Here is a 20,270-nt window from a genome sequence, read left to right as displayed (position 1 = left end):
CCGGCGGCGCGCTGCGCATCCGCCCCGCAAGCCCGTCATGGTGGAAACCCGCTCCCTGCCCGCGCGGGGCCGGTCCGCCGTTCGGCGCTCCGGATCCGGAAGAGGACAAGTGCTCCTCGCTGATGCGGGATTTGCCGGGAAGATCACGCGTCTCCCTCCAGCTCTCCCTCGAGTTCGAGGTAGGTCGCCCGGAGCCGGTCCAGGGTCTCCTGGTCCGGCTCCGCCCACAGGCCGCGGTCGGCGGCCTCCAGCAGCCGCTCGGTGATGCCGCGCAGCGCCCACGGGTTGGACTTCTTCATGAAGTCCCGGTTCTCCGGGTCGAAGACGTACGCGGCGCTGAGCTTCTCGTACATCCAGTCGTCGACCACGCCCGCCGTGGCGTCGTACCCGAAGAGGTAGTCCACGGTCGCGGCCATCTCGAAAGCCCCCTTGTAGCCGTGCCTTCTCATGGCCGACATCCACCGGGGGTTCACCACCCGCGCCCGGAAGACCCGGTGCGTCTCCTCGCCCAGCGTGCGGGTCCTCACCTGGTCGGGAGTCGCCGAATCCCCCACGTACGCCTCGGGGTTGCTCCCCGTCAGATGCCGCACCACGGCGACCATGCCGCCGTGGTACTGGAAGTAGTCGTCGGCGTCGACGAGGTCGTGCTCTCTGGTGTCGACGTTCTTCGCCGCCACCGCGATCCGCCGGAACGCCCGCTCCATGTCCCCGCGCGCCGCCCGTCCGTCGAGCCCGCGCCCGTAGGCGTAACCGCCCCACACGGCGTACACCTCGGCCAGGTCCGCGTCGCTGCGCCAGTTCCGCGCGTCGATCAGCGGCAGCAGGCCCGCGCCGTACGCCCCCGGCTTGGAGCCGAAGATGCGGGTCGTCGCACGCCGCCGGTCGCCGTGCTCGGCGGTGTCCTCGTCGGCGTGGGCCTTCACGAAGTTCTGCCCGGCGGGCTCGTCCAGCTCCGCCACCGTCCGCACCGCGTCGTCGATCAGCCCGACCACGTGCGGGAACGCGTCCCGGAAGAAACCCGAGATCCGCACCGTGACGTCGATGCGCGGCCGGCCCAGCTCCTCCAGGGGGATCACCTCGAAGCCGGTCACCCGGCGCGATGCGTCGTCCCACACCGGGCGGCAGCCCAGCAGCGCCAGGATCTCGGCGATGTCGTCGCCCTGGGTGCGCATCGCGGACGTGCCCCAGACCGTCAGACCGACCGACCTCGGGTATTCGCCCGTGTCCCGCAGATACCGCTGCACCAGCGAATCCGCGAGCGACTGGCCGACCTCCCAGCTCAGCCTGGACGGAATCGCCTTGGGATCCACCGAGTAGAAGTTCCGGCCGGTCGGCAGGACGTTGACCAGGCCCCGGGTCGGGGAGCCGGACGGGCCCGCGGGGACGTACCCCCCGTCCAGCGCCCGCAGGATGTGCCCGATCTCGTCCGTGGTGCGGGCGAGCCGGGGCACGACCTCGGTGCAGGCGAACTCCAGCACGGCCACCGCCTCCGGCAGGTCGGCACCCAGCACCTCCCGCACCAGGGCCGCGCACGCGGAGGCCGCCCAGCCGCGTTCCTCCATCCCCTCCGCGATCCGCCGGCACAGCTGCTCCAGCAGGTCGATCGCGTCGGAGGCGGTCCGGGCCGGGCCCTCCACCAGGTCCGTCAGCTCCACCGGCACCTTCACCGGCGCACCCGGCTCGGCCAGCAGCTCCTTCTCCACCAGCCCGAAGTGCTCCGCCAGCGAGGCCCGCAGCCCCGGCAGCGCGTTCGCCTTCCCGCCCCACACCTGCGAGGAGCGCAGCACGGCCAGCACCAGGTTCACCCGCGGCTCGCCGACCGGTCCGCCGCCCAGGACGTGCAGGCCGTCCCTGATCTGCACGTCCTTGATCTCGCACAGATAGCCGTCGATGTGCATGACGAACTCGTCGAACTCGTCGTCGTCCGGCTGTTCGTCCACCTGCAGGTCGTGGTGCAGCTCGGCGGCCTTGACCAGGGTCCAGATCTGCGCCCGTACGGCCGGTGCCTTCGCCGGGTCCAGGTCGCAGACCAGCGCGTACTCGTCGAGCAGCTGCTCCAGCCTGGCCAGGTCGCCGTAGGTGTCCGCGCGCGCCATCGGCGGCACCAGGTGGTCGACGACCGTGGCGTGCCCGCGCCGCTTGGCCTGGGTGCCCTCGCCGGGGTCGTTGACGATGAACGGGTAGACCAGCGGCAGGTCGCCCAGGACCGCGTCCGGCGCGCATCCGCGTGACAGGCCCAGGCCCTTGCCCGGCAGCCACTCCATCGTGCCGTGCTTGCCCATGTGCACGACGGCGTCGGCGCCGAAGCTGTTCTCGAGCCACCGGTAGGCCGCCAGGTAGTGGTGCGACGGCGGCATGTCCGGGTCGTGGTAGATGGCGATGGGGTTCTCGCCGAAGCCGCGCGGCGGCTGGATCATCACGACGACGTTCCCGAACCGCAGGGAGGCGAGCACGATGTCGTCGCCGTCGACGTACAGCGAGCCCGGCGGCTCGCCCCACGCCTGGAGCATCGCGTCCCGCAGGTCCGGGTCGAGCCGGTCGAACCACGCCCGGTAGTCGGCGAGCGGCACGCGCGCGGGTGCGGCGGCCAGCTGTTCCTCCGTCAGCCACTCCACGTCGTGGCCGCCGGCCTCGATCAGACGGTGGATCAGCTCGTCGCCGTTGTCGGGGTACCCCTCGACCGTGTAGCCCGCCTCCCGCAGGGCGTCCAGCACCCGTACCGCCGAGGCGGGGGTGTCCAGGCCGACCGCGTTGCCGATCCGCGCGTGCTTGGTCGGGTACGCGGTGAAGACGAGCGCGATCCTCTTCTCGGCGTTCGGCTTGTGCCGCAGCCGGGCGTGCCGTACGGCGATGCCGGCCACCCGGGCGGCCCGCTCGGGGTCGGCCACGTACACCGGTACGTCGTCGGGGCCCTGCTCCTTGAAGGAGAACGGGACCGTGATCAGCCGTCCGTCGAACTCCGGGATCGCGACCTGCATCGCCGCGTCCATCGGGGAGAGGGCCGCGTCCGACGCCTCCCAGGCGGCGCGCGACGAGGTCAGGCAGAGCCCTTGCAGCACCGGGACGTCGAGCTCGGCCAGCGCCCCGACGTCCCAGGACTCCTCGTCCCCGCCCGCCGAGGCCTGCGAGGCGTGGGTGCCGCCGGCGGCGAGGACGGTGGCGACCAGGGCGTCGGCCCGTCCCAGGATCTCGTACAGCCCCGGGTCGGCGCCGCGCAGCGAACCGCAGTACACCGGGAGGGCGTTGGCGCCGTGCGCCTCGATCGCGTCGCACAGGGTGTCCACGAAGGCGGTGTTGCCGCTCAGTTCGTGGGCGCGGTAGAAGAGGACGCCCACGGTCGGGCGCCCCTCGGTGAAGGGGCGGTCGCCGTGGATGCCGTACTCCGGCATCTTCCGCGGTTTCTCGAAGCCCTCACCGGTCAGCAGCACCGTGTCCGACAGGAACCGGGCCAGCTCGGCCAGGTTCGCCGGCCCGCCCTCGACGAGGTACCGCAGGGCCTCCGCCACCACGCCCGCCGGCACCGACGACTCGGCCATCAGCTCCGCGTCCGGCACGGCCTCCCCGCCCAGCAGCACGGTCGGGACACCGGACGCCTTCAGCGCGGCGAGTCCGTCCTCCCAGGCGCGCTTGCCGCCGAGCAGGCGGACGACGGCGACGTCCGCGCCGTCGAGCAGCCGGGGGAGTTCCTCGGTGACGTCCACCCGGGCCGGGTTGCCGATCCGGTAGGAGGCGCCCGAGGCACGGGCCGCCAGCAGATCGGTGTCGGCGGTCGACAACAACAACACTGTGCTCATGCGGGTGCTCCCGGGGGAATGAAGGGAAGTCCTCGCGGCGCGCCCGACTCGATGAGCCGCCACAGCGCGTCCGTGTCCGTGTGCTGTTCGATCAGATCGCCGAGCCGGTCGAGCTGTTCCTCGCGCAGGGCGGCGAAGGAGGTGTCGGCGGCCGGGACGAAGCGGCGGCCGGCGGCGGCCGCCACCTCGCGCAGGAAGGCACGCCGGAAGCCGTCCGACTCCAGCGAGCCGTGCCAGTGCGTGCCCCAGACGGCTCCGGACCGGCAGCCGTCCAGGAAGGGCTCCCCGCCGGTGACCTCGGCGACCCCGTGGTGGATCTCGTAGCCCTCGACCCGTTCGCCCAGGGCCTCGCCCTCGGGCCGGGCGAGGGTCTTCTCCCGGGCGAACCGGACCCGTACCGGCAGCAGTCCGAGGCCGTCCACGTGTCCGGCCCGCGACTCGACCTCGTCCTCGATGTGCTCGCCGAGGACCTGGAAGCCGCCGCAGATCCCGAGGACGGGCCGTCCCTCGCGGGCCCTGCGCTCGAGGGCCTCCGCAAGTCCCCGCTCCCGCAGCCACCGAAGCGCCCGGACCGTGCCCCGGGTGCCGGGCACGACGACGAGGTCGGCGTCGGACAGCTCCTCCGGGCGGTCCACGAACCGCACGACGACGCCCGGTTCGGCGGCGAGCGCGTCCACGTCGGTGAAGTTGGACATCAGGGGGACGGCGCAGACGGCGACCCGCAGGATCTCCTCGCCCACCGGAGGGGCCACCGCGGACTCCCGCACAGCCCCCCGCAGCGACACCCTCCCCCACTCTCGGCTTCGCTCGAGCGGGGGGACCCCCAGTCCGTCCTCCTCGTCGATGCCGAGCCCGTGCCGGAAGGGCAGGACGCCGAAGGTGCGCCGTCCGGTGAGCCCGTGCAGCATGTCGAGCCCCGGCTCCAGCAGCGAGACGTCGCCGCGGAACTTGTTGACGAGGAACCCGGCGACCAGCTCCTGGTCCTCGCGGGACAGCAGGGCGAGCGTGCCGAAGAAGGAGGCGAAGACGCCGCCGCGGTCGATGTCGCCGACGATCAGCACGGGCAGCCGCGCACCCCGTGCGACCGCCATGTTGACGATGTCGGTCCGGCGCAGATTGATCTCGGCCGGGCTGCCCGCCCCCTCGCAGATCACCACGTCGTACGTGCCGCGCAGTTCGGCGAGGCAGTCCAGCACCGTGCCGAGGAGCCTGTGCTGCCGCCCGCCGTGGTAGCCGCGTGCGCTCAGCTCGCCCACCGGCCTGCCCAGCAGCACGACCTGGCTGCTCTGCTCGCCGCCCGGCTTGAGCAGCACCGGGTTCATCAGCGCGGTCGGCTCGATCCGGCAGGCCTGGGCCTGCATGGCCTGCGCCCGCCCGATCTCGGCGCCCTCACGGGTGACGAAGGAGTTGAGGGACATGTTCTGCGCCTTGAAGGGCGCGACCTTCACGCCCTGCCGCACCAGCCACCGGCAGATCCCGGCCGTGACGACGCTCTTCCCGGCGTCGGAGGTGGTGCCGGCGACGAGCAGACCGCCGTTCATGACGTCCGTCCCTTCGTCCGTGCCGTCGCCCATGCCTTCAGCCCTGCCCCCGCCCCGGCCCCCGCCCGGCGGGCGCGGGCGCACAGCAGCCTGGCGGCGACGCAGGTGCCGAGCGCGAGCCAGCTCACGCGCCGTGAGAGGCGTACGGCCCGCTCGATGTCCTCCGTCCGGACGGCGCGCCCGGAGCCGTTGAGCACCGGGCGGTGCTCCACGCGCCCGCCGTAGGAGAGCGTGCCGCCCAGCCGTACGCCGAGGGCCCCCGCGAACGAGGCCTCGACCGGGCCGGCGTTGGGGCTCGGATGCTTGCGGGCGTCGGCACGCCAGGCCCGTACGGCACCCCGCGGGTCGCCTCCCGCGACGGCCGCCAGGGCGGCGGTCAGCCGTGCCCCCGGCCAGCCGGCGAGGTCGTCGAGACGGGCCGAGGCCCAGCCGTAGCGGCGGTGGCGGGGGGACTTGTGCCCGACCATGGCGTCCAGGGTGTTGACGGCCCGGAAGCCGAGGAGGCCCGGCACTCCGGCGACGGCGCCCCACAGCAGCGCGCCCACCACCGCGTCGGAGGTGTTCTCGGCGACGGACTCGACGACGGCCCGCGCGATCCCGTCGGCGTCCAGCGCCTGCGGGTCGCGTCCGCACAGGTGCGGCAGCCGCGCCCGGGCGCCGTCGACGTCCCCGGCCCCGAGCGCGCGCCCGATCGTCCGCGCCTCCCGCGCGAGCGAGGTGCCGCCGACGACGGTCCAGGTGGCGGCGGCGGTCAGGGCGACGGAGGCGGCACGGGAGCGGCGTACGGCGGCTGCGGCCAGTGCGGCCACCGCCACGGTGCCCCCCACGCACACGGCGGTGTGCAGGGCGCCCCAGCCGCGGTGGTCCCGCCACAGGGCGCGTTCCACGGCGCTCGCGGCACGGCCGAACACGGCGACCGGATGTCCGCGACGGGGATCGCCGAGGATCAGGTCACCGAGGAGGCCGGCGGTGGCGCCGTACGCGAAAACGCGATCGGCACCCATCGGGTCAGCCGACCGGGGGTACCGAAGGTGCGGTCGGGGTGTCGCTGGTGAACCTCGGTCGGCAGCCGTGCATCGCGATATGTCCTCACTCAGGGTGTCCACGCCCTGGTTCGACGAGACCGACGGGGAGAGTTCCTGGCTCCCGGGAAGTCGCCCTCCCGGTCACAGTGGCGGGACCGCGCCGGATTCGCACCGGCTTCCTCTCTTGCCGCCGTACATGGCCCCGGCAGTCCACCATGCCCCGCGAACGCCCGTCAACTTGCCGTTGACCTGCGCAGGCGCAGTGAGACAAGACCCACACCACCGCGCACGACCGGCGCACGAAAACGCCCGCCCCGCCCGGGGCGTCCTCGGGACGCTCCGGGCGGAGCGGGCGATGCCGCTGGTGCCTGTCGGTTCAGGCCACGATCAGATGGATCCCGTACGCCACCGCGGCGGCGCACGCGGCGAAGCAGACGCAGGCGCCGGTGACCGCGAGCGCTCCGCCGCCGCTGCCCTGCTCGGCGGCCCGGTCGCGGCGGGAGAGAGCGGCGATGCCGAGGCTGAACAGGACCACGAGGCCCACCGATACGCCGAGGCTCACGCCGAAGACGGAGCCGAGGGCCGCCCAGTCGATGTCCATGGGTTTTCTCTTCCTTCTGTCCGGGGCCTTCTGTCCGGGCTTCTGTCCGGGCTTCTGTCCGGGCTTCTGTCCGGGCGCGGACTCAGGCGGCGGCCGGCGGGGTCGCCGCGGGCGCGGTGGGGGCGGATGCCGGGGCGGGGATCGTCGCCGTGAGATCCTCGGCCGCCTGGGAGGCCAGGGTGGCCGGGGTGAGGGCGTCGGACGGCTTCTCGCTGTCGGCGACCGCAGGGGTCTCGTCGGCGGCGTTGACGTTGGTGTGGTCGACGACCTCGCGGCGGGAGATCTTCCAGATCGTGGCGCTGGAGACCACCAGGAAGGCGGCGACGAACCCGGTGCCCCAGTCACCGAGGCGCGTCATGGCCTCCGCGCCGGCGCCGACCAGGGCCGCGGCCGGCAGGGTCAGGGCCCAGGCGACGCACATGCGGGTCGCGGTGGACCAGCGGACGACGCCGCCCTTGCGGCCCAGGCCGGCGCCCATTACCGCGCCGGAGACGACGTGCGTGGTGGAGAGGGAGAAGCCGAGGTGGGAGGAGGCCAGAATGGCGGTGGCCGCGCTGGTCTGGGCGGCGAAGCCCTGCTGCGGCTGGAGGTCGGTCAGCCCCTTGCCCATGGTGCGGATGATGCGCCAGCCGCCGACATAGGTGCCGAGCGCGATGGCGATGCCCGCGGAGGCGATGACCCAGACGGGAGGGTTGGAACCGGGGGCGAGGGCACCGCCGGTGATCAGGGCGAGAGTGATGATGCCCATCGTCTTCTGCGCGTCGTTGGTGCCGTGGGCCAGCGAGACCAGGCCCGCGGAGGCGATCTGGCCGGCGCGGTGGCCCCTCTCGGCCGCCCTGCCGTCCGTGTTCCTGCCGAGGCGGTACGTCAGCCGGGTCGCGACCAGAGCGGAGATGCCCGCGACGAGCGGGGCGGCGACTGCCGGGAGAAGCACCTTGGTGACCAGGACGCCGCCGTGCACCGCGCCGATGCCCGCCGAGGCGACGGTGGCGCCGATCAGGCCGCCCATGAGGGCGTGCGAGGAGCTGGACGGAAGCCCGACCAGCCAGGTCAGCAGATTCCAGAGGATCGCGCCCACCAGGGCGGCGAAGATGACCTCGGGACGAATGCCGCTTTCGTCGACGAGACCTTTGGAGATCGTGTTGGCGACCTCCACGGAGAGGAAAGCGCCCACCAGGTTGAGCACGGCGGACATGGCCACCGCGACCTTGGGCTTGAGTGCGCCAGTGGAGATGGTGGTGGCCATCGCGTTGGCGGTGTCGTGGAAACCGTTCGTGAAATCGAACACGAGTGCGGTGATCACCACAATCGCGAGGATCAGCGAGAAGCTTTCCATTTACCTGGCAATCGTTCGAGCGTCATGGGCGGCTTGAACGTAGGTAACCAGGGTGAACAGAAGATGAACTGAGGCGGTCTTCACGGTGTCCGTTCCAGTGGTCCGCCGGGGAGATACCGGTCGCTTCCGGGGCTGTCCCGACACGGTCGGGGCAGGACGGGGCAACACATGACGGAGCAGCTCAGGGCGGGACGGTGCGGAAGGGGCGGCGCATGGCGGAGCAGCGGCGGGAACGGGAGCGCGCACAGGAGCGGGAACGAGAGCGGGAGCGGCAAGGCGTACAGGACGTACAAGGCGCACAAGAGGCGCAGAACGCGCAGGGAGGCGAGGGGGACGCGCCGGACGCACCGAACGCGGAGGAGGTGGCCGGCGCATGGGAGGCGCTCGTCGCGACGGCCCGCCGCATGGTGTCCGACGGGCTGGTCGTGGGCACCTCCGGCAACGTCTCCGTACGCGTGGGCGACATCGTCCTGGTCACCCCGTCCGGTGTCCCCTACGACCGGCTCACCCCCGACGACGTGACCGGCGTCGACCTGACGGGACGGCAGGTGCTCGGCGCACTGGTGCCGACCAGTGAGCTGCCCATGCACCTTGCCCTCCACCGCACCACCGACGCCCGCGCCGTCGTCCACACCCACGCCGTGCACGCCACGGCCGTCTCCACGCTCGTCACCGAGCTGCCGCCGGTCCACTACATGACCGGCGTGCTCGGCGGACCCGTCCGGGTCGCCCCGTACGCGACGTACGGCACCGAGGAGCTGGCCCGGAACATGGTGCGCGCCCTCGAGGGCCGCACCGGCTGTCTGCTGCAGAACCACGGCACGATCACCTACGGCGCCACCCTCGACCAGGCGTACGACCGCACCGCCCAGCTGGAGTGGATGTGCCGCCTCTGGCTGACGGCCTCGTCCGTGCCCGGCCTGACCCCCACTCTGCTGACGCCGGAGCAGCTGGCACAGGCGGAGGAGCGGCTGCGGAAGTACGGGCAGCCGGGGCGGTAGCGGCCGGCCGGTACGGGGCGGCGCAAGCCGCCCCCGGGCCACGGGTGCAGGAGGCTCGGGGAGGCAGAGGAGGCGGGGGAGGCGGGAGGCAGGGGAGGAACGCCTCTCTCCGGTGAAGCGCGCGGGGGTGTGTCACCCCGACCGTCCCTCTCCACTGGCCCATGGCCGGATACGCCGTGACACTGGTCCCGTGCGCACAGTCACAGCGACGGCTGCGGCCGTCACCGCGGTTCTGGCAGGCAGCGTGGCGAGCGTCGTCGCGGGCAGGCTCGCCAGCGACGCCGCGCTCAAGGTGGTCCCGGGCCGCCCCCTGCCCACCGAACCACGGCTGACCGTCCACGGCACGGCCGCGGGCCAGGTCATCCTCACCCGCGATCTGGCCTCCCTGCGCCCCGGCACCTACGGCCTGGCCGGCAACGGCTCCCACGCGGTGGTCGGCCCCGTCCTGTCCGGCGCCTCGCACCGGCCCGACACCGTCGTACGCCGCCTGGAACGCGTCACCCACGGCTCCCTGAAACCCCGCGACAAGGTGTGGCTCACCCCCAACCTGTACGTCGGCAACCCCCGCTCCGCACTCGGCCTGAACCACGAGGACGTCAGGATCCCGGGCGAACTCGGCACCCTGCCCGCCTGGTTCGTGCCCGGGGCGCGCGGAACCTGGGTGATCGCGGTGCACGGGCTGGGCACCACCCGCGAACTGGCCATGAACGTCATGGAGTTCCTGCACCACCGGCACTTCCCGGTGCTGGCCCTCGCCTACCGCGGCGACGCCGGTGCGCCCCGCTCCCCGGACGGCCTGAGCCACCTCGGCGAGACCGAGTGGCGCGATCTGGAGGCGGCGATCCGCCATGCGGTGGAGTCGGGGGCCGAGCGGGTGGTCCTCTACGGCTGGTCCACCGGGGCCACGATGGCCCTGCGGGCCGCCCGCCGCTCGGAGCTGCGCGAGCGCGTCGCCGGGCTGGTGCTGGACTCCCCGGTGCTCAACTGGGAGGTCACGATGCGGGCCCTGGCCCGGGCCCGGCACGTCCCGGGGCCGCTGCTGCCGCTCGCGGTGCGCGCCGCGCAGGGGCGCGCCGGACTGTACGGCGACCGGCTCGCCGAAGCGGCCACCCCCGAGAGACTCTCGGTGCCGACGCTGATCGTCCACGGCCCCGACGACCGGGTGGCCCCCTGGCAGCTCTCCCGTCGCCTCGCCGAACGCCACCCCAACCTGGTGGCCCTGCACACGGTGCGGAACGCCGCGCACAGCGCGATGTGGAATGCCGACCCGAAAGGGTACGAGGAGGCGCTGCGGCGCTTCCTGACGCCGCTGATATGAGCCCGGCGGAGACCGCCGGGAGCTGTGGCCGGGCCTTGGCGGCCGGGTTCCGCTTCGGCCGGCGACGGGTCCTTCGGCGGCCTTCGGCACCGGCTGAAAGGCGTCGTACCACCCTCCTTCCGGCCCCTTCCGCGGACCTCCTCACCGCCCGGTGCGACATTCCGTTTGGGTTTTCGGACCGTCAACCGGAAGACTGCACCCGTGACGTCCCGTACCCCGCGCGACTCCAGACTGCGACTCGTTCGCCCGCGACCCCTGTCCGCCGCTCCCCGAGCCGCGGGCCGGCGGCAGCCCCACCGCACCGCACCGCGCCCCCCGCAGGGCACCTCGGCCCCTCCGGAGCTGGCCGGAATGGCGCGTTCCCAGCTGGCCGGAGCGGCCCGTGTGGCCCGCTGGGCCGACGCCGCCCTCGGCCCCGGCCGTGCCGGGGCGACCGGAGACGGCAAGGCCACCCTCTCCGACGCGTCCGCCCAACGCGCGGCCATCGCCCTGGGCCTGACGCCCGACCAGGTCCGTGCCGACTGGGACACCGCCCGGCTCTCCGGCCTGATCGAGGTGCACGGCGACAGTGCCCGCCCCGGATGGCGGCTGCGCGCCTGGGACCGCGACGACAGCGCCGTTCTGCGTGGCTGGGTCGCCCTGTTCGACGCCTGGTCGCTCGCCTGTCCGGAACCCGAGGGCCATGAGCCCGCCGCCGTCGCCGAGGTCGTCTCGGCCATGCCGCAGGTCCTCTCCTTCCTCCAGCTCTCCGCCGGTCCCGTCCCCGTCGACCAGCTCCTCGACCTCCTCAGGCAGCGCGTCACCGAACTGCGCACCGAGCGCTGCGAGATCCCCTACGACCCGCAGTCCCCTCCGCCCGCCGCCGAGCCGGCCGACGCCGCCGAGCTCGCGCCTCTGCTCGACTGGGCGCTGCGGGCGCTCGCGTCCGTCGGGGCGCTCACCTGCGAGGACGGGCAGGCCACCCTCACGCCGCTCGGCAGCTGGGCGGTCTGGGTCAAGCTGGAGCAGATCTGTGTCGCCGCCCAGAGCCCCGCGGGGAACATCGAGCAGTCGGCGGAGGACATGCTCCGCGGCTGTGCGCAGCTGCGGCCGAACGCGGCCCGGGCCGAGTACCGGGCCTGGCTGGCGGCCAGGCCCGTCGGCAGTGCCGTCGCCGAGCTGCTCGACGCCGCCCGCGGCGCGGACGCCCTGCTGCGCGGTCTCGCCTTCGACGCGCTGAGGGTCGTCGGCGCGCCCGCCGAGCCCGACGTACGGGCCGTGCTCGACGAGCCGGTGCTCAGGCCGTACGCCCTGCTGTGGCTCGCCGAGCACGAGGGCGTCGACGCGGAGGACGCCCACGAGGCCCTCACCCGTGAGGAGGCCACGTGGCTGTGGGTGGACACCGCCGCCGCCGTCATCGACCACGGCGAGCCCTCCATGCTCGTGCGCCATCTGGAGTCCGCGGTGCAGCCCACCATCCCGGCCCTGCTCGAGGAAGTGCGCGCCGTCGGCCATCCCCGGACCGTGCAGGTGCTGGTCGCCCTCGCCGCCGCCCACCCCGACCCGGCGCTGGCCAAGGCCGTGCGCCGGGCCGCCTTCCAGGTGCACACCGGAGGCAGCTAGCAATCAGGGGGGGGCAGTGGGCAGGGGGGGGCACGGTCAGGGGGTGCCGTCCGGGCGGTCAGGGCGCGACGTCACCTCCGATGCGAGGCGCGTAGGTGCCGAAGGTCCAGATGTTGCCCCCCAGGTCCCGGGTCATGTAGTCGCGCGAGCCGTAGTCCTGGTCCGTCGGGGGCATCAGGATCTCCGCGCCGTGCTCCACCGCCGCCGGTGGTGGGCGTCCACGTCGTCCACCACCACGTACACCCCCGCCGGGCCCGCGGCGCGCATCGCCTCGTCGAAACGGCCGCCACGGCCCTTCGAGCCCAGCATCACCGCACCGTTGCCCTGCACCGGTTCGGCGTGGTGCACAAGGCCGTCCTCGCCCTCGTGCACCGACAGCTCCGTGAAGCCGAACGCCTCCGTCAGCTGCTTGACGGCCGCCTTGGCGTCCGCGTACAGCAGCGTCGGATACACGCTCGGGCGTCCGCCGGCCGTGTCCGCCGTACCGATCACTCCCTTGTGCGCCGGTTCCCGCCGGAAGGTCCGGTGTGCGGCTCAGTGTGGCACCCGTCACTGACAACGCCCCGGCGTGCGCAACGGGAAAAACCGCTTGCGCACCCCCGTTAGACTTCCCGCATGGTCATTCTCCTCGCGCATTAGACGGCGGGACCGTCCTCCAGCCGCCCGTTCCGCCCCCACTTGCCCAGGAGTCTGTCCGTGATCTCTGTTTCCGGTCTCGAGCTGCGTGCCGGTGCCCGCGTCCTCATCGAGAACGCCACCTTCCGCGTCACCCGGGGCGACCGCATCGGCCTGGTCGGCCGCAACGGCGCCGGAAAGACCACCCTCACCAAGGTCCTGGCGGGCGAGGGGATTCCCGCCGCCGGCACCGTCACCCGTTCCGGTGCGGTCGGCTATCTCCCGCAGGACCCCCGCACCGGCGACCTCGACGTGCTCGCCCGCGACCGCATCCTCTCCGCCCGCGGACTGGACGTCCTGATCCGCAAGATGCGCGAGAACGAGCAGCGCATCGCCACCGGCAAGGGCGCCACCCGGGAGAAGGCGCTCAAGCAGTACGAGCGCCAGGAGACCGAGTTCCTCGCCAAGGGCGGTTACGCCGCCGAGGCCGAGGCCGCCACGATCGCCGCCGCGCTCAACCTGCCCGACCGGGTGCTCGGTCAGCCCCTGCGCACGCTCTCCGGCGGTCAGCGCCGCCGTATCGAGCTGGCCCGCATCCTGTTCTCCGACGCGGACATCCTGCTGCTCGACGAGCCCACCAACCACCTCGACGCCGACTCGATCGTCTGGCTGCGCGACTATCTGAGGACCTACCGCGGCGGCTTCATCGTGATCTCCCACGATGTCAACCTGGTCGAGACGGTCGTCAACAAGGTGTTCTACCTGGACGCCAACCGCGCCTGCATCGACATCTACAACATGGGCTGGAAGCTCTACCAGCAGCAGCGCGAGGCCGACGAGAGACGCCGCAAGCGGGAGCGGGCCAACGCGGAGAAGAAGGCCGCCGCGCTCCAGGCCCAGGCCGACAAGATGCGCGCCAAGGCCACCAAGGCGGTGGCCGCGCAGAACATGGCCCGCCGCGCCGAGCGGCTGCTGGCCGGCCTGGAGGAGGTCCGCCGGCAGGACAAGGTGGCCAAGCTGCGCTTCCCCGAGCCCGCGCCCTGCGGCCGGACCCCGCTGATGGCCGAGGGACTGTCGAAGTCGTACGGCTCGCTGGAGATCTTCACCGACGTCAGCCTGGCCGTCGACCGGGGCTCCCGCGTCGTCGTCCTCGGCCTCAACGGCGCCGGCAAGACCACGTTGCTGCGCCTGCTCGCGGGCGTGGAACAGCCGGACACCGGTGCGGTCGTCCCCGGTCACGGCCTCAAGATCGGTTACTACGCGCAGGAGCACGAGACCCTGGACCCCGACCGCACGGTCCTGGAGAACATGCGGTCGGCCGCCCCCGACATGGAGCTCGCCGAGATCCGCAAGGTGCTGGGCTCGTTCCTGTTCTCCGGCGACGACGTCGACAAGCCGGCCGGTGTCCTCTCCGGTGGGGAGAAGACCCGTCTGGCGCTCGCCACCCTGGTCGTCTCCTCCGCGAACGTCCTGCTGCTCGACGAGCCCACCAACAACCTCGACCCGGCCAGCCGCGAGGAGATCCTCAACGCGCTGCGCACCTACAAGGGCGCCGTCGTCCTCGTCACCCACGACGAGGGAGCCGTCGAGGCGCTGCAGCCGGAGCGGATCATCCTGCTGCCCGACGGGGTCGAGGACCTGTGGGGCGCCGACTACGCGGACCTCGTCGCCCTCGCTTGACCGAACAACCGATCAACGACGTATGGATCATTCGGCCTACAGGTGATCCATCATCTGTGTGAGATCTCCTCGTATCGAGGTGTGTCCTCCATCGAATTCACGGCCGAGCCCCTATAAGGCGGGGGCTCGGCCGTCGCGCGTCGCTGACCAGGCATTTCATGAAAGAAGCCGTTCGGTGGTACAGATATCACCGTGCGGAGTGACGGATTCCGCTTGTGGGGATGTGCTCCTGTCGTCACAAGTCTGTCTCACAGACCTTGCCGAATGGGTGGCCATCAGGGCCCGGAGGGGTGATCATGAGGGGACCAGAGCGCACTTCCCATGAGGAGGCACGGGTGGCCGAGACTCTGAAGAAGGGCAGCCGGGTGACCGGCGCCGCGCGCGACAAGCTCGCGGCAGACCTGAAGAAGAAGTACGACGCCGGTGCGAGCATTCGAGCGTTGGCCGAGGAGACCGGCCGCTCGTATGGCTTCGTCCACCGGATGCTCAGCGAGTCGGGTGTCACGCTCCGTGGGCGTGGCGGGGCGACTCGGGGCAAGAAGAACCAGTCGTCCTGACCGACCGCGGGCGACCCATCGGCTTTCGATGGTGACCACCCGGCCGGTCCACCGGTCGGCCGGGTGGTTACTGTGCAGTCACTTACGATGCCCTCGGGGCATCCACGCTGACTGCACCCATCGGAGGCGCACATGGCTTCGCCCGAGCACAACCTCGATCCGGTACTCGACAAGGACGGCGTACGGCTCACCGTCGACGACGCGGTCGCCACGGTGACGCTGACCAACCCGGCCAAGCGCAACGCACAGAGCCCCGCTCTGTGGCGGGCGCTCACCGAGGCCGGCCGGCTGCTGCCGGGCTCCGTCCGTGTGGTGCTGCTGCGCGGTGAGGGCAAGTCCTTCTCCGCCGGGCTCGACCGGCAGGCGTTCACGCCGGAGGGCATCGACGGCGAGCCGTCGTTCGTCGACCTCGCGCGCGGCAGCGACGCCGAGCTGGACGCCACCATCGCCGAGTACCAGGAGGCGTTCACCTGGTGGCGGCGCAACGACATCCTGTCCGTCGCCGTCGTGCAGGGGCACGCCATCGGGGCCGGTTTCCAGCTGGCGCTGGCCTGCGACCTGCGTGTGGTCGCGGACGATGTGCAGTTCGCCATGCGCGAGACCAGCCTCGGCCTGGTCCCCGACCTCACCGGCACCCATCCGCTGGTGGGGCTGGTCGGCTATGCCCGCGCGCTGGAGATCTGCGTCACCGGCCGTTTCGTGGGTGCCGAGGAGGCGGTGCAGACCGGCCTGGCGAACCTCGCCGTGCCCCTCGACCAGCTCGACGCGGCCGTACAGGACCTGACCTCCGCGCTCCTGGCGGCGCCCCGTGACGCCGTCGTCGAGACCAAGACCCTGCTGCGCGGCGCCCTGGAGCGCACCTATGAGCAGCAGCGCGTCGCCGAACGCGAGGCCCAGGCCCGACGCCTGCGGGACCTGGCCGGCATCGGGGAGTAGGCCCCGCCCTTTCGGAAGCGGGATCCCGTCGGTCCGCCTACCGTGGGTAAAAGACGGTGACCGGGAGGGACGGACGGCGATGACCGACATGGCGGAGCAGGACTGGACAGACACCCTCGACGACGGGCGGGAGGTCCTGGAGACCCCTGTGTTCCCCAGGACCTCCGCGCCCCGGCCCGGACGGGGAGAGCCCGGCAGCCGGGGACGGACCACCATCGCCGACGGCGTGGTGGAGAAGATCGCCGGACTCGCCGCGCGCGACGTCGCCGGTGTGCACGCCATGGGCAGCGGACTGTCGAGGACCTTCGGGGCCGTACGGGACCGGGTGCCCGGCGGCGCGAAGTCCGTGACCCGGGGCGTGAAGGCCGAGGTCGGCGAGGTGCAGACCGCGCTCGACCTGGAGATCGTCGTCGACTACGGCGTGCCGATCACCGAGGTGGCCCGGGCGGTCAGAAAGAACGTGATCGCGGCGGTGGAGCGGATGACCGGGCTGGAGGTCGTCGAGGTCGACATCGCCGTCACCGATGTGAAGCTGCCGGAGGAACCGGAGCAGGAGGAGGAGCCGAGGCCGCGCCTCCGGTGACAGGCCGCCGGCCGCGGCACCCCTGAGGGACACGCACGGAGCACAGCACCGGGGGACCGTACGAACGGACAGCACCGAGGACGGCTGGTGAACGGCCCGGCGATGGCCGAGCAGGTGAGGAGCGCGGGATGAACATGGCCGTGGTCGGCATGATCGCCGGTATGGCGCTGGGCTTCGCCGGGTACTTCGGCGGATTCGGCGCCTTCCTGCTGGTGGCGGCCCTGGGCGCCGTCGGTTTCGTCGTCGGCCGGTTCCTGGAGGGGGACCTGGAACCCGGCGACCTCTTCCGCTCCCGTGACCACCGCCGGCGGTGATCCGCGGTGCACGTCGAGCCCGGCGAGCGCGGCGCCACGACGATCGCCGACCGCGTCGTCGCCAAGATCGCCTCACAGGCGGCCCGGGAGGCACTCGGCCCGCTGCCGCCGGACGCCGCGCCGCCGCAGGCCGCGGTCGTCGTGCACCGCGGTGTCGCACGCGTCCGGCTTCTCGTCGACCTTCCCTACCCGCAGGACATCGGCGCGTGCTGCCGCGCGGTGCGCCGTCGTGTGGTGGAGCGGGTGGGCGCGCTGGCGGGGATGCGGGTGCCGGAGGTCGCCGTCCGGGTGGAACGGCTGCACCCGGCCCCCGCGCACGGAGCGGTACAGGGGAGGACGCCATGAGCGAGCCCCGGAACTCCCGGAGCACCACGCGGCCCCTGTCGGCCGCCGGGAAGGACGACCCCCTCGAGCGGCCCGGGGCCCCCGGCACCCACGGACCCCCACCCGCCCAGGACGACACGGACGGCCGCGGCGGCCGTTTCTGGTCGGCGCGCCGGGTGCCCGCCGGTCTCGTCGCCCTGCCGCTGGTGGCCCTCACCGGCGCGTTCCTGTACGACATCGCGGCCGTACGCGCCCACGGGTCCGTTTCGCCCTGGCGCGACGAACTGGCCCGGCAGCTGGCCGAGCGCCCCCTGGACGACACCTGGGTACGCATCGGCGCGGCCGTCGCCGCCCTGCTCGGCCTGTGGCTGATCGTGCTGGCCGTCACCCCCGGCCTGCGCCGTCTGCTGCCCATGCGGCGCCCCCACCCCGACGTACGGGCAGGGCTGCACCGGAGCGCCGCCGCACTGGTGCTGCGCGACCGGGCCATGGAGGTCCCCGGGGTGCGGTCGGTCCGTGTACGGCTGCGCCGCCGCCGCGCCGACATACGCGCGGTCGCGCACTTCCGGGAACTGGAGGAGGTCCGCGCCGACCTGGACACCGCGCTCGCCGACGCGGTCACCGGGCTCGGGCTCACCCGGCCGCCCGCCCTGTCGGTACGTGTCACCCGGCCCCGACGGAAGGGGTGAGACCGGTGCTCGGAATCGTCAACCGGGTGCTGACCGGGCTCATCGGACTGGTTCTGCTCGTCGCCGGCGGCTCGGTGCTCGCCGTGGGCCTGGGCGTACGGCCGCCCTCCTGGTGGATCCACCAGGGCCGGCACGACGTCCTGCTGACCGCCGCCGAACGGACCCGGTGGCGCGGGACCGGCTGGTGGTGGCCCGGCGTTCTCGCCGCTCTGGCCGTCCTGTTCCTGCTGGCCCTGTGGTGGCTGATCGCCGTACTGCGCCGCCGCCGGCCGGCCGAGGTGCTGGTCGACACCGGTGACGACGGGCAGACCGTGCTGCGGGGCCCCGCCCTGGCGGACGCGCTGGCCGCGGACGCCGAGCGACTGGACGGCGTGGCCCGCGCCCATGTCCGCCTCACCGGCCGCCGCACCGCCCCCGCGGCCCAGGTGCGGCTCCTTCTGGAGCCGCACGCGGACCCGGGACCCACGCTGAACGGCCTCACGGCCGAGTGCCTGGCCCACGCCAGGCACTCGGCCAACCTCCGGTCGCTTCCGGCGGAGGTGAGACTGAAGAGCGTCAGGCACCGTGCGGAAAGGGTGAGCTGACCCGCCCCGAAGGCGCGGACACTCCCCGTCGGCTTGCGGCTGCGGAACCCCCGGCGCTAGAAGCCGTGCCGTGCCCCGCCGTCCACCGGCAGCATCACCCCGGTCACATAGGACGCCGCCGGCGACAGCAGGAACGCGGCCACCCGGCCGAACTCCGCCGGCGTCCCGTACCGCCGCAGCGGCACACGCGACTCGCTCGCCGCCCGCGTGGCCTCCGGATCCGCCGACAGCGCATCCAGTTCCCGCACCCGGTCCGTGTCGATGCGTCCCGGCAGCAGTCCCACCACCCGGATGCCCCGTGGCCCCAGCTCGTCCGCGAGGGACTTGGCGAACCCGGCGAGACCGGGCCGCAGCCCATTGGAGATGGTCAGCCCGGGAATCGGCTCGTGCACCGACCCGGACAGCACAAAGGCGATGACCCCGCCCGGTTCCAGCTCGGCCGCCGCCGCGCGGGCGATCCTCACCGCGCCCAGGAACACCGATTCGAACGCCGTCCGCCACTGCTCGTCGGTGTTGTCGGCGACGAAGCCGGGCGGCGGCCCGCCGACGCTGACGAGGACGCCGTGGAAGCCGCCGAAGTTCTCCCGTGCCGCCGCGATCAGCCGTGCCGGGGCCTCCGCGTCCGCGTTGTCCGCGGCCACCCCGACCGCGTTGGGGCCCAGCTCGGCCGCCGTCTCGGCGGCACGCTTCCCGTCCCGTCCGGAGACGACCACCTTGGCGCCGTCGGCGACGAGTTCGCGCGCGGTGGCGTTGCCCAGTCCGCGGGTCGCGCCGGTGACGACGTACACCCGGTCCTTCAGTCCAAGATCCATGGCACCTATCCTGCCCGCTCGTCCCCCCAACGGGCGAGAGCGGTGTTCACCGGGCCGATACGGCCGGACGTCCACGGAGGGCCGCAGGGCCGCCGGGCTGCCGGTCCGGGGGCCGGGCCCGGGTGCCTACACCGACGCCGGTTCCGTCTTCTGCGTCTCCTCCTTCGCCGCCGCCGCGCGCTCGCGGGCCTCGCGGCGCAGCAGGATCACCCAGCCGATCGGGACGCCCGCCGCGAACAGCCACCACTGGATGGCATACGCCAGGTGCGGGCCGATGTCGTCGTGCTCGGGTTCGGGCAGCAGCTGGGGGCTGCCGCCCTCGGGGGCGGGCGAGGTCAGCTGGATGTAGCCGCCGAGGACCTGCTTGCCGAGCCGTTCGGCCTCCTGGGCGCTGTTGATCAGCATCACCTGACGGTCGGGCAGGCCCTTGAGATTCTTGATGCCGCTCTCTTCGGTCGTCTCGTCGGGCATCAGCCGGCCGGTGATGGTGATCTCGCCGGATGCGGGCGCCGGGATCTTCGGGAACGCCGTCTGCGAGGCATCCGCGGGGACCCAGCCCCGGTTGACCAGGAGAACCTTGCCGCTGTCGAGGACGAAGGGGGTCAGCACGTGGTAACCGACCCTGTCGTCGGCGTTGGTGCGGCGGCGCACGACCTCTTCGTTCGCGGTGTCGAAACGGCCCTTGGCCGTGACCTCGCGGTAGAGATCGGCGCGTTTCACCGTCGCGCCGGGCGCGGTCAGTGACTCGACCGGGACCGGATCGGCCGCCAGCGACTCGGCGATCACCTTGTTCAGCGCGACCTTGTGCTCATGGCGGTGCAGCTGCCAGAAGCCCAGCCGTACCATCACCGGGATCAGCGCGATCGCGACGACGGTGAGGATCACCCACTGGCGGGTCAACAGGAAGCGGTACACCCCACGACGGTACCTCCCGGCACGGGGGTGTCTGCGGCAGGGG

18 protein-coding genes, 1 pseudogene and 1 riboswitch are annotated in these 20,270 nt (G+C 72.9%); of the genes and pseudogenes, 11 read left to right on the top strand and 8 right to left on the bottom strand.

What is annotated here, in order from left to right; all coding sequences use genetic code 11:
* Positions 1-143: 143 nt before the first annotated feature.
* The 5 genes from cobN to ABD224_RS03025 form a co-directional block, all read right to left on the bottom strand.
* Positions 144-3,794: a cobaltochelatase subunit CobN gene (gene cobN / locus ABD224_RS03045; protein WP_344046435.1), complete on the bottom strand. Its 3,651-nt coding sequence runs from the start codon at positions 3,792-3,794 to the stop codon at positions 144-146.
* A complete protein-coding gene (locus ABD224_RS03040) occupies positions 3,791-5,335 on the bottom strand; it encodes a cobyric acid synthase (RefSeq protein WP_344046723.1) in 1,545 nt (514 codons plus the stop codon). The genes cobN and ABD224_RS03040 overlap by 4 nt, the downstream gene beginning before the upstream one ends.
* A complete protein-coding gene (locus ABD224_RS03035; RefSeq protein ID WP_344046432.1) occupies positions 5,332-6,339 on the bottom strand; it encodes a cobalamin biosynthesis protein in 1,008 nt (335 codons plus the stop codon). The genes ABD224_RS03040 and ABD224_RS03035 overlap by 4 nt, the downstream gene beginning before the upstream one ends.
* Positions 6,340-6,448: 109 nt before the next feature.
* Positions 6,449-6,580, bottom strand: a riboswitch (cobalamin riboswitch).
* Between the two features lie 156 nt (positions 6,581-6,736).
* On the bottom strand, positions 6,737-6,961 hold the full coding sequence (locus ABD224_RS03030) for a hypothetical protein (RefSeq protein WP_344046429.1): 225 nt from the start codon (positions 6,959-6,961) through the stop codon (positions 6,737-6,739).
* 82 nt (positions 6,962-7,043) lie between these two features.
* On the bottom strand, positions 7,044-8,297 hold the full coding sequence (locus ABD224_RS03025; RefSeq protein WP_344046427.1) for an inorganic phosphate transporter: 1,254 nt from the start codon (positions 8,295-8,297) through the stop codon (positions 7,044-7,046).
* 212 nt (positions 8,298-8,509) lie between these two features.
* Here ABD224_RS03025 and ABD224_RS03020 point away from each other — a divergent pair, with 212 nt between their 5' ends.
* The 3 genes from ABD224_RS03020 (at position 8,510) to ABD224_RS03010 (ending at position 12,218) form a co-directional block, all read left to right on the top strand.
* Complete coding sequence (locus tag ABD224_RS03020) at positions 8,510-9,298, top strand: class II aldolase/adducin family protein (protein WP_344046425.1); 789 nt, start codon at positions 8,510-8,512, stop codon at positions 9,296-9,298.
* A 190-nt stretch (positions 9,299-9,488) separates the two neighbouring features.
* On the top strand, positions 9,489-10,616 hold the full coding sequence (locus ABD224_RS03015; RefSeq protein WP_344046423.1) for an alpha/beta hydrolase: 1,128 nt from the start codon (positions 9,489-9,491) through the stop codon (positions 10,614-10,616).
* Positions 10,617-10,967: 351 nt separating this feature from the next.
* Positions 10,968-12,218, top strand: a complete 1,251-nt coding sequence (locus ABD224_RS03010; protein WP_344046421.1) for a hypothetical protein — start codon at positions 10,968-10,970, stop codon at positions 12,216-12,218.
* Between the two features lie 58 nt (positions 12,219-12,276).
* On the opposite strand, the pseudogene ABD224_RS03005 reads toward ABD224_RS03010, so the two are convergent.
* Positions 12,277-12,710, bottom strand: a pseudogene (locus ABD224_RS03005) (VOC family protein).
* A gap of 204 nt (positions 12,711-12,914) precedes the next feature.
* On the opposite strand from ABD224_RS03005, the gene ABD224_RS03000 reads away from it, so the two are divergent.
* The 8 genes from ABD224_RS03000 (at position 12,915) to amaP (ending at position 18,500) form a co-directional block, all read left to right on the top strand.
* Positions 12,915-14,513, top strand: coding sequence for an ABC-F family ATP-binding cassette domain-containing protein (locus ABD224_RS03000; RefSeq protein ID WP_344046419.1), 1,599 nt, complete (start codon positions 12,915-12,917; stop codon positions 14,511-14,513).
* 335 nt (positions 14,514-14,848) lie between these two features.
* Entirely contained in the window at positions 14,849-15,070 is a 222-nt protein-coding gene (locus tag ABD224_RS02995) for a helix-turn-helix domain-containing protein (RefSeq protein ID WP_067390647.1), read from the top strand.
* A 132-nt stretch (positions 15,071-15,202) separates the two neighbouring features.
* Entirely contained in the window at positions 15,203-16,006 is an 804-nt protein-coding gene (locus ABD224_RS02990; protein ID WP_344046395.1) for an enoyl-CoA hydratase/isomerase family protein, read from the top strand.
* A gap of 79 nt (positions 16,007-16,085) precedes the next feature.
* On the top strand, positions 16,086-16,589 hold the full coding sequence (locus tag ABD224_RS02985; RefSeq protein ID WP_344046393.1) for an Asp23/Gls24 family envelope stress response protein: 504 nt from the start codon (positions 16,086-16,088) through the stop codon (positions 16,587-16,589).
* A gap of 128 nt (positions 16,590-16,717) precedes the next feature.
* Complete coding sequence (locus ABD224_RS02980) at positions 16,718-16,903, top strand: hypothetical protein (protein ID WP_344046391.1); 186 nt, start codon at positions 16,718-16,720, stop codon at positions 16,901-16,903.
* Positions 16,904-16,909: 6 nt separating this feature from the next.
* The gene (locus tag ABD224_RS02975; RefSeq protein ID WP_344046389.1) at positions 16,910-17,248 is read left to right on the top strand and encodes a hypothetical protein; all 339 of its coding nucleotides are present in this window, start codon (positions 16,910-16,912) and stop codon (positions 17,246-17,248) included.
* Positions 17,245-17,916: a DUF6286 domain-containing protein gene (locus ABD224_RS02970; RefSeq protein ID WP_344046387.1), complete on the top strand. Its 672-nt coding sequence runs from the start codon at positions 17,245-17,247 to the stop codon at positions 17,914-17,916. The genes ABD224_RS02975 and ABD224_RS02970 overlap by 4 nt, the downstream gene beginning before the upstream one ends.
* A 5-nt stretch (positions 17,917-17,921) precedes the next feature.
* On the top strand, positions 17,922-18,500 hold the full coding sequence (gene amaP / locus ABD224_RS02965; protein WP_425580905.1) for an alkaline shock response membrane anchor protein AmaP: 579 nt from the start codon (positions 17,922-17,924) through the stop codon (positions 18,498-18,500).
* A 56-nt stretch (positions 18,501-18,556) separates the two neighbouring features.
* Here the strand turns inward: amaP and ABD224_RS02960 are convergent, their stop codons facing one another.
* On the bottom strand, positions 18,557-19,312 hold the full coding sequence (locus ABD224_RS02960) for an SDR family oxidoreductase (protein WP_344046383.1): 756 nt from the start codon (positions 19,310-19,312) through the stop codon (positions 18,557-18,559).
* Between the two features lie 126 nt (positions 19,313-19,438).
* Entirely contained in the window at positions 19,439-20,227 is a 789-nt protein-coding gene (locus ABD224_RS02955; RefSeq protein WP_344046381.1) for an SURF1 family cytochrome oxidase biogenesis protein, read from the bottom strand.
* Positions 20,228-20,270: the final 43 nt, after the last annotated feature.

Origin of the sequence: Streptomyces thermoalcalitolerans (assembly GCF_039525155.1) — a bacterium.
GTDB classification, from domain to species: Bacteria; Actinomycetota; Actinomycetes; order Streptomycetales; family Streptomycetaceae; genus Streptomyces; species Streptomyces thermovulgaris.
The sequence above is the reverse complement of the archived record's forward strand: the minus strand, read 5'-3'. Positions and strand labels throughout refer to the sequence as shown.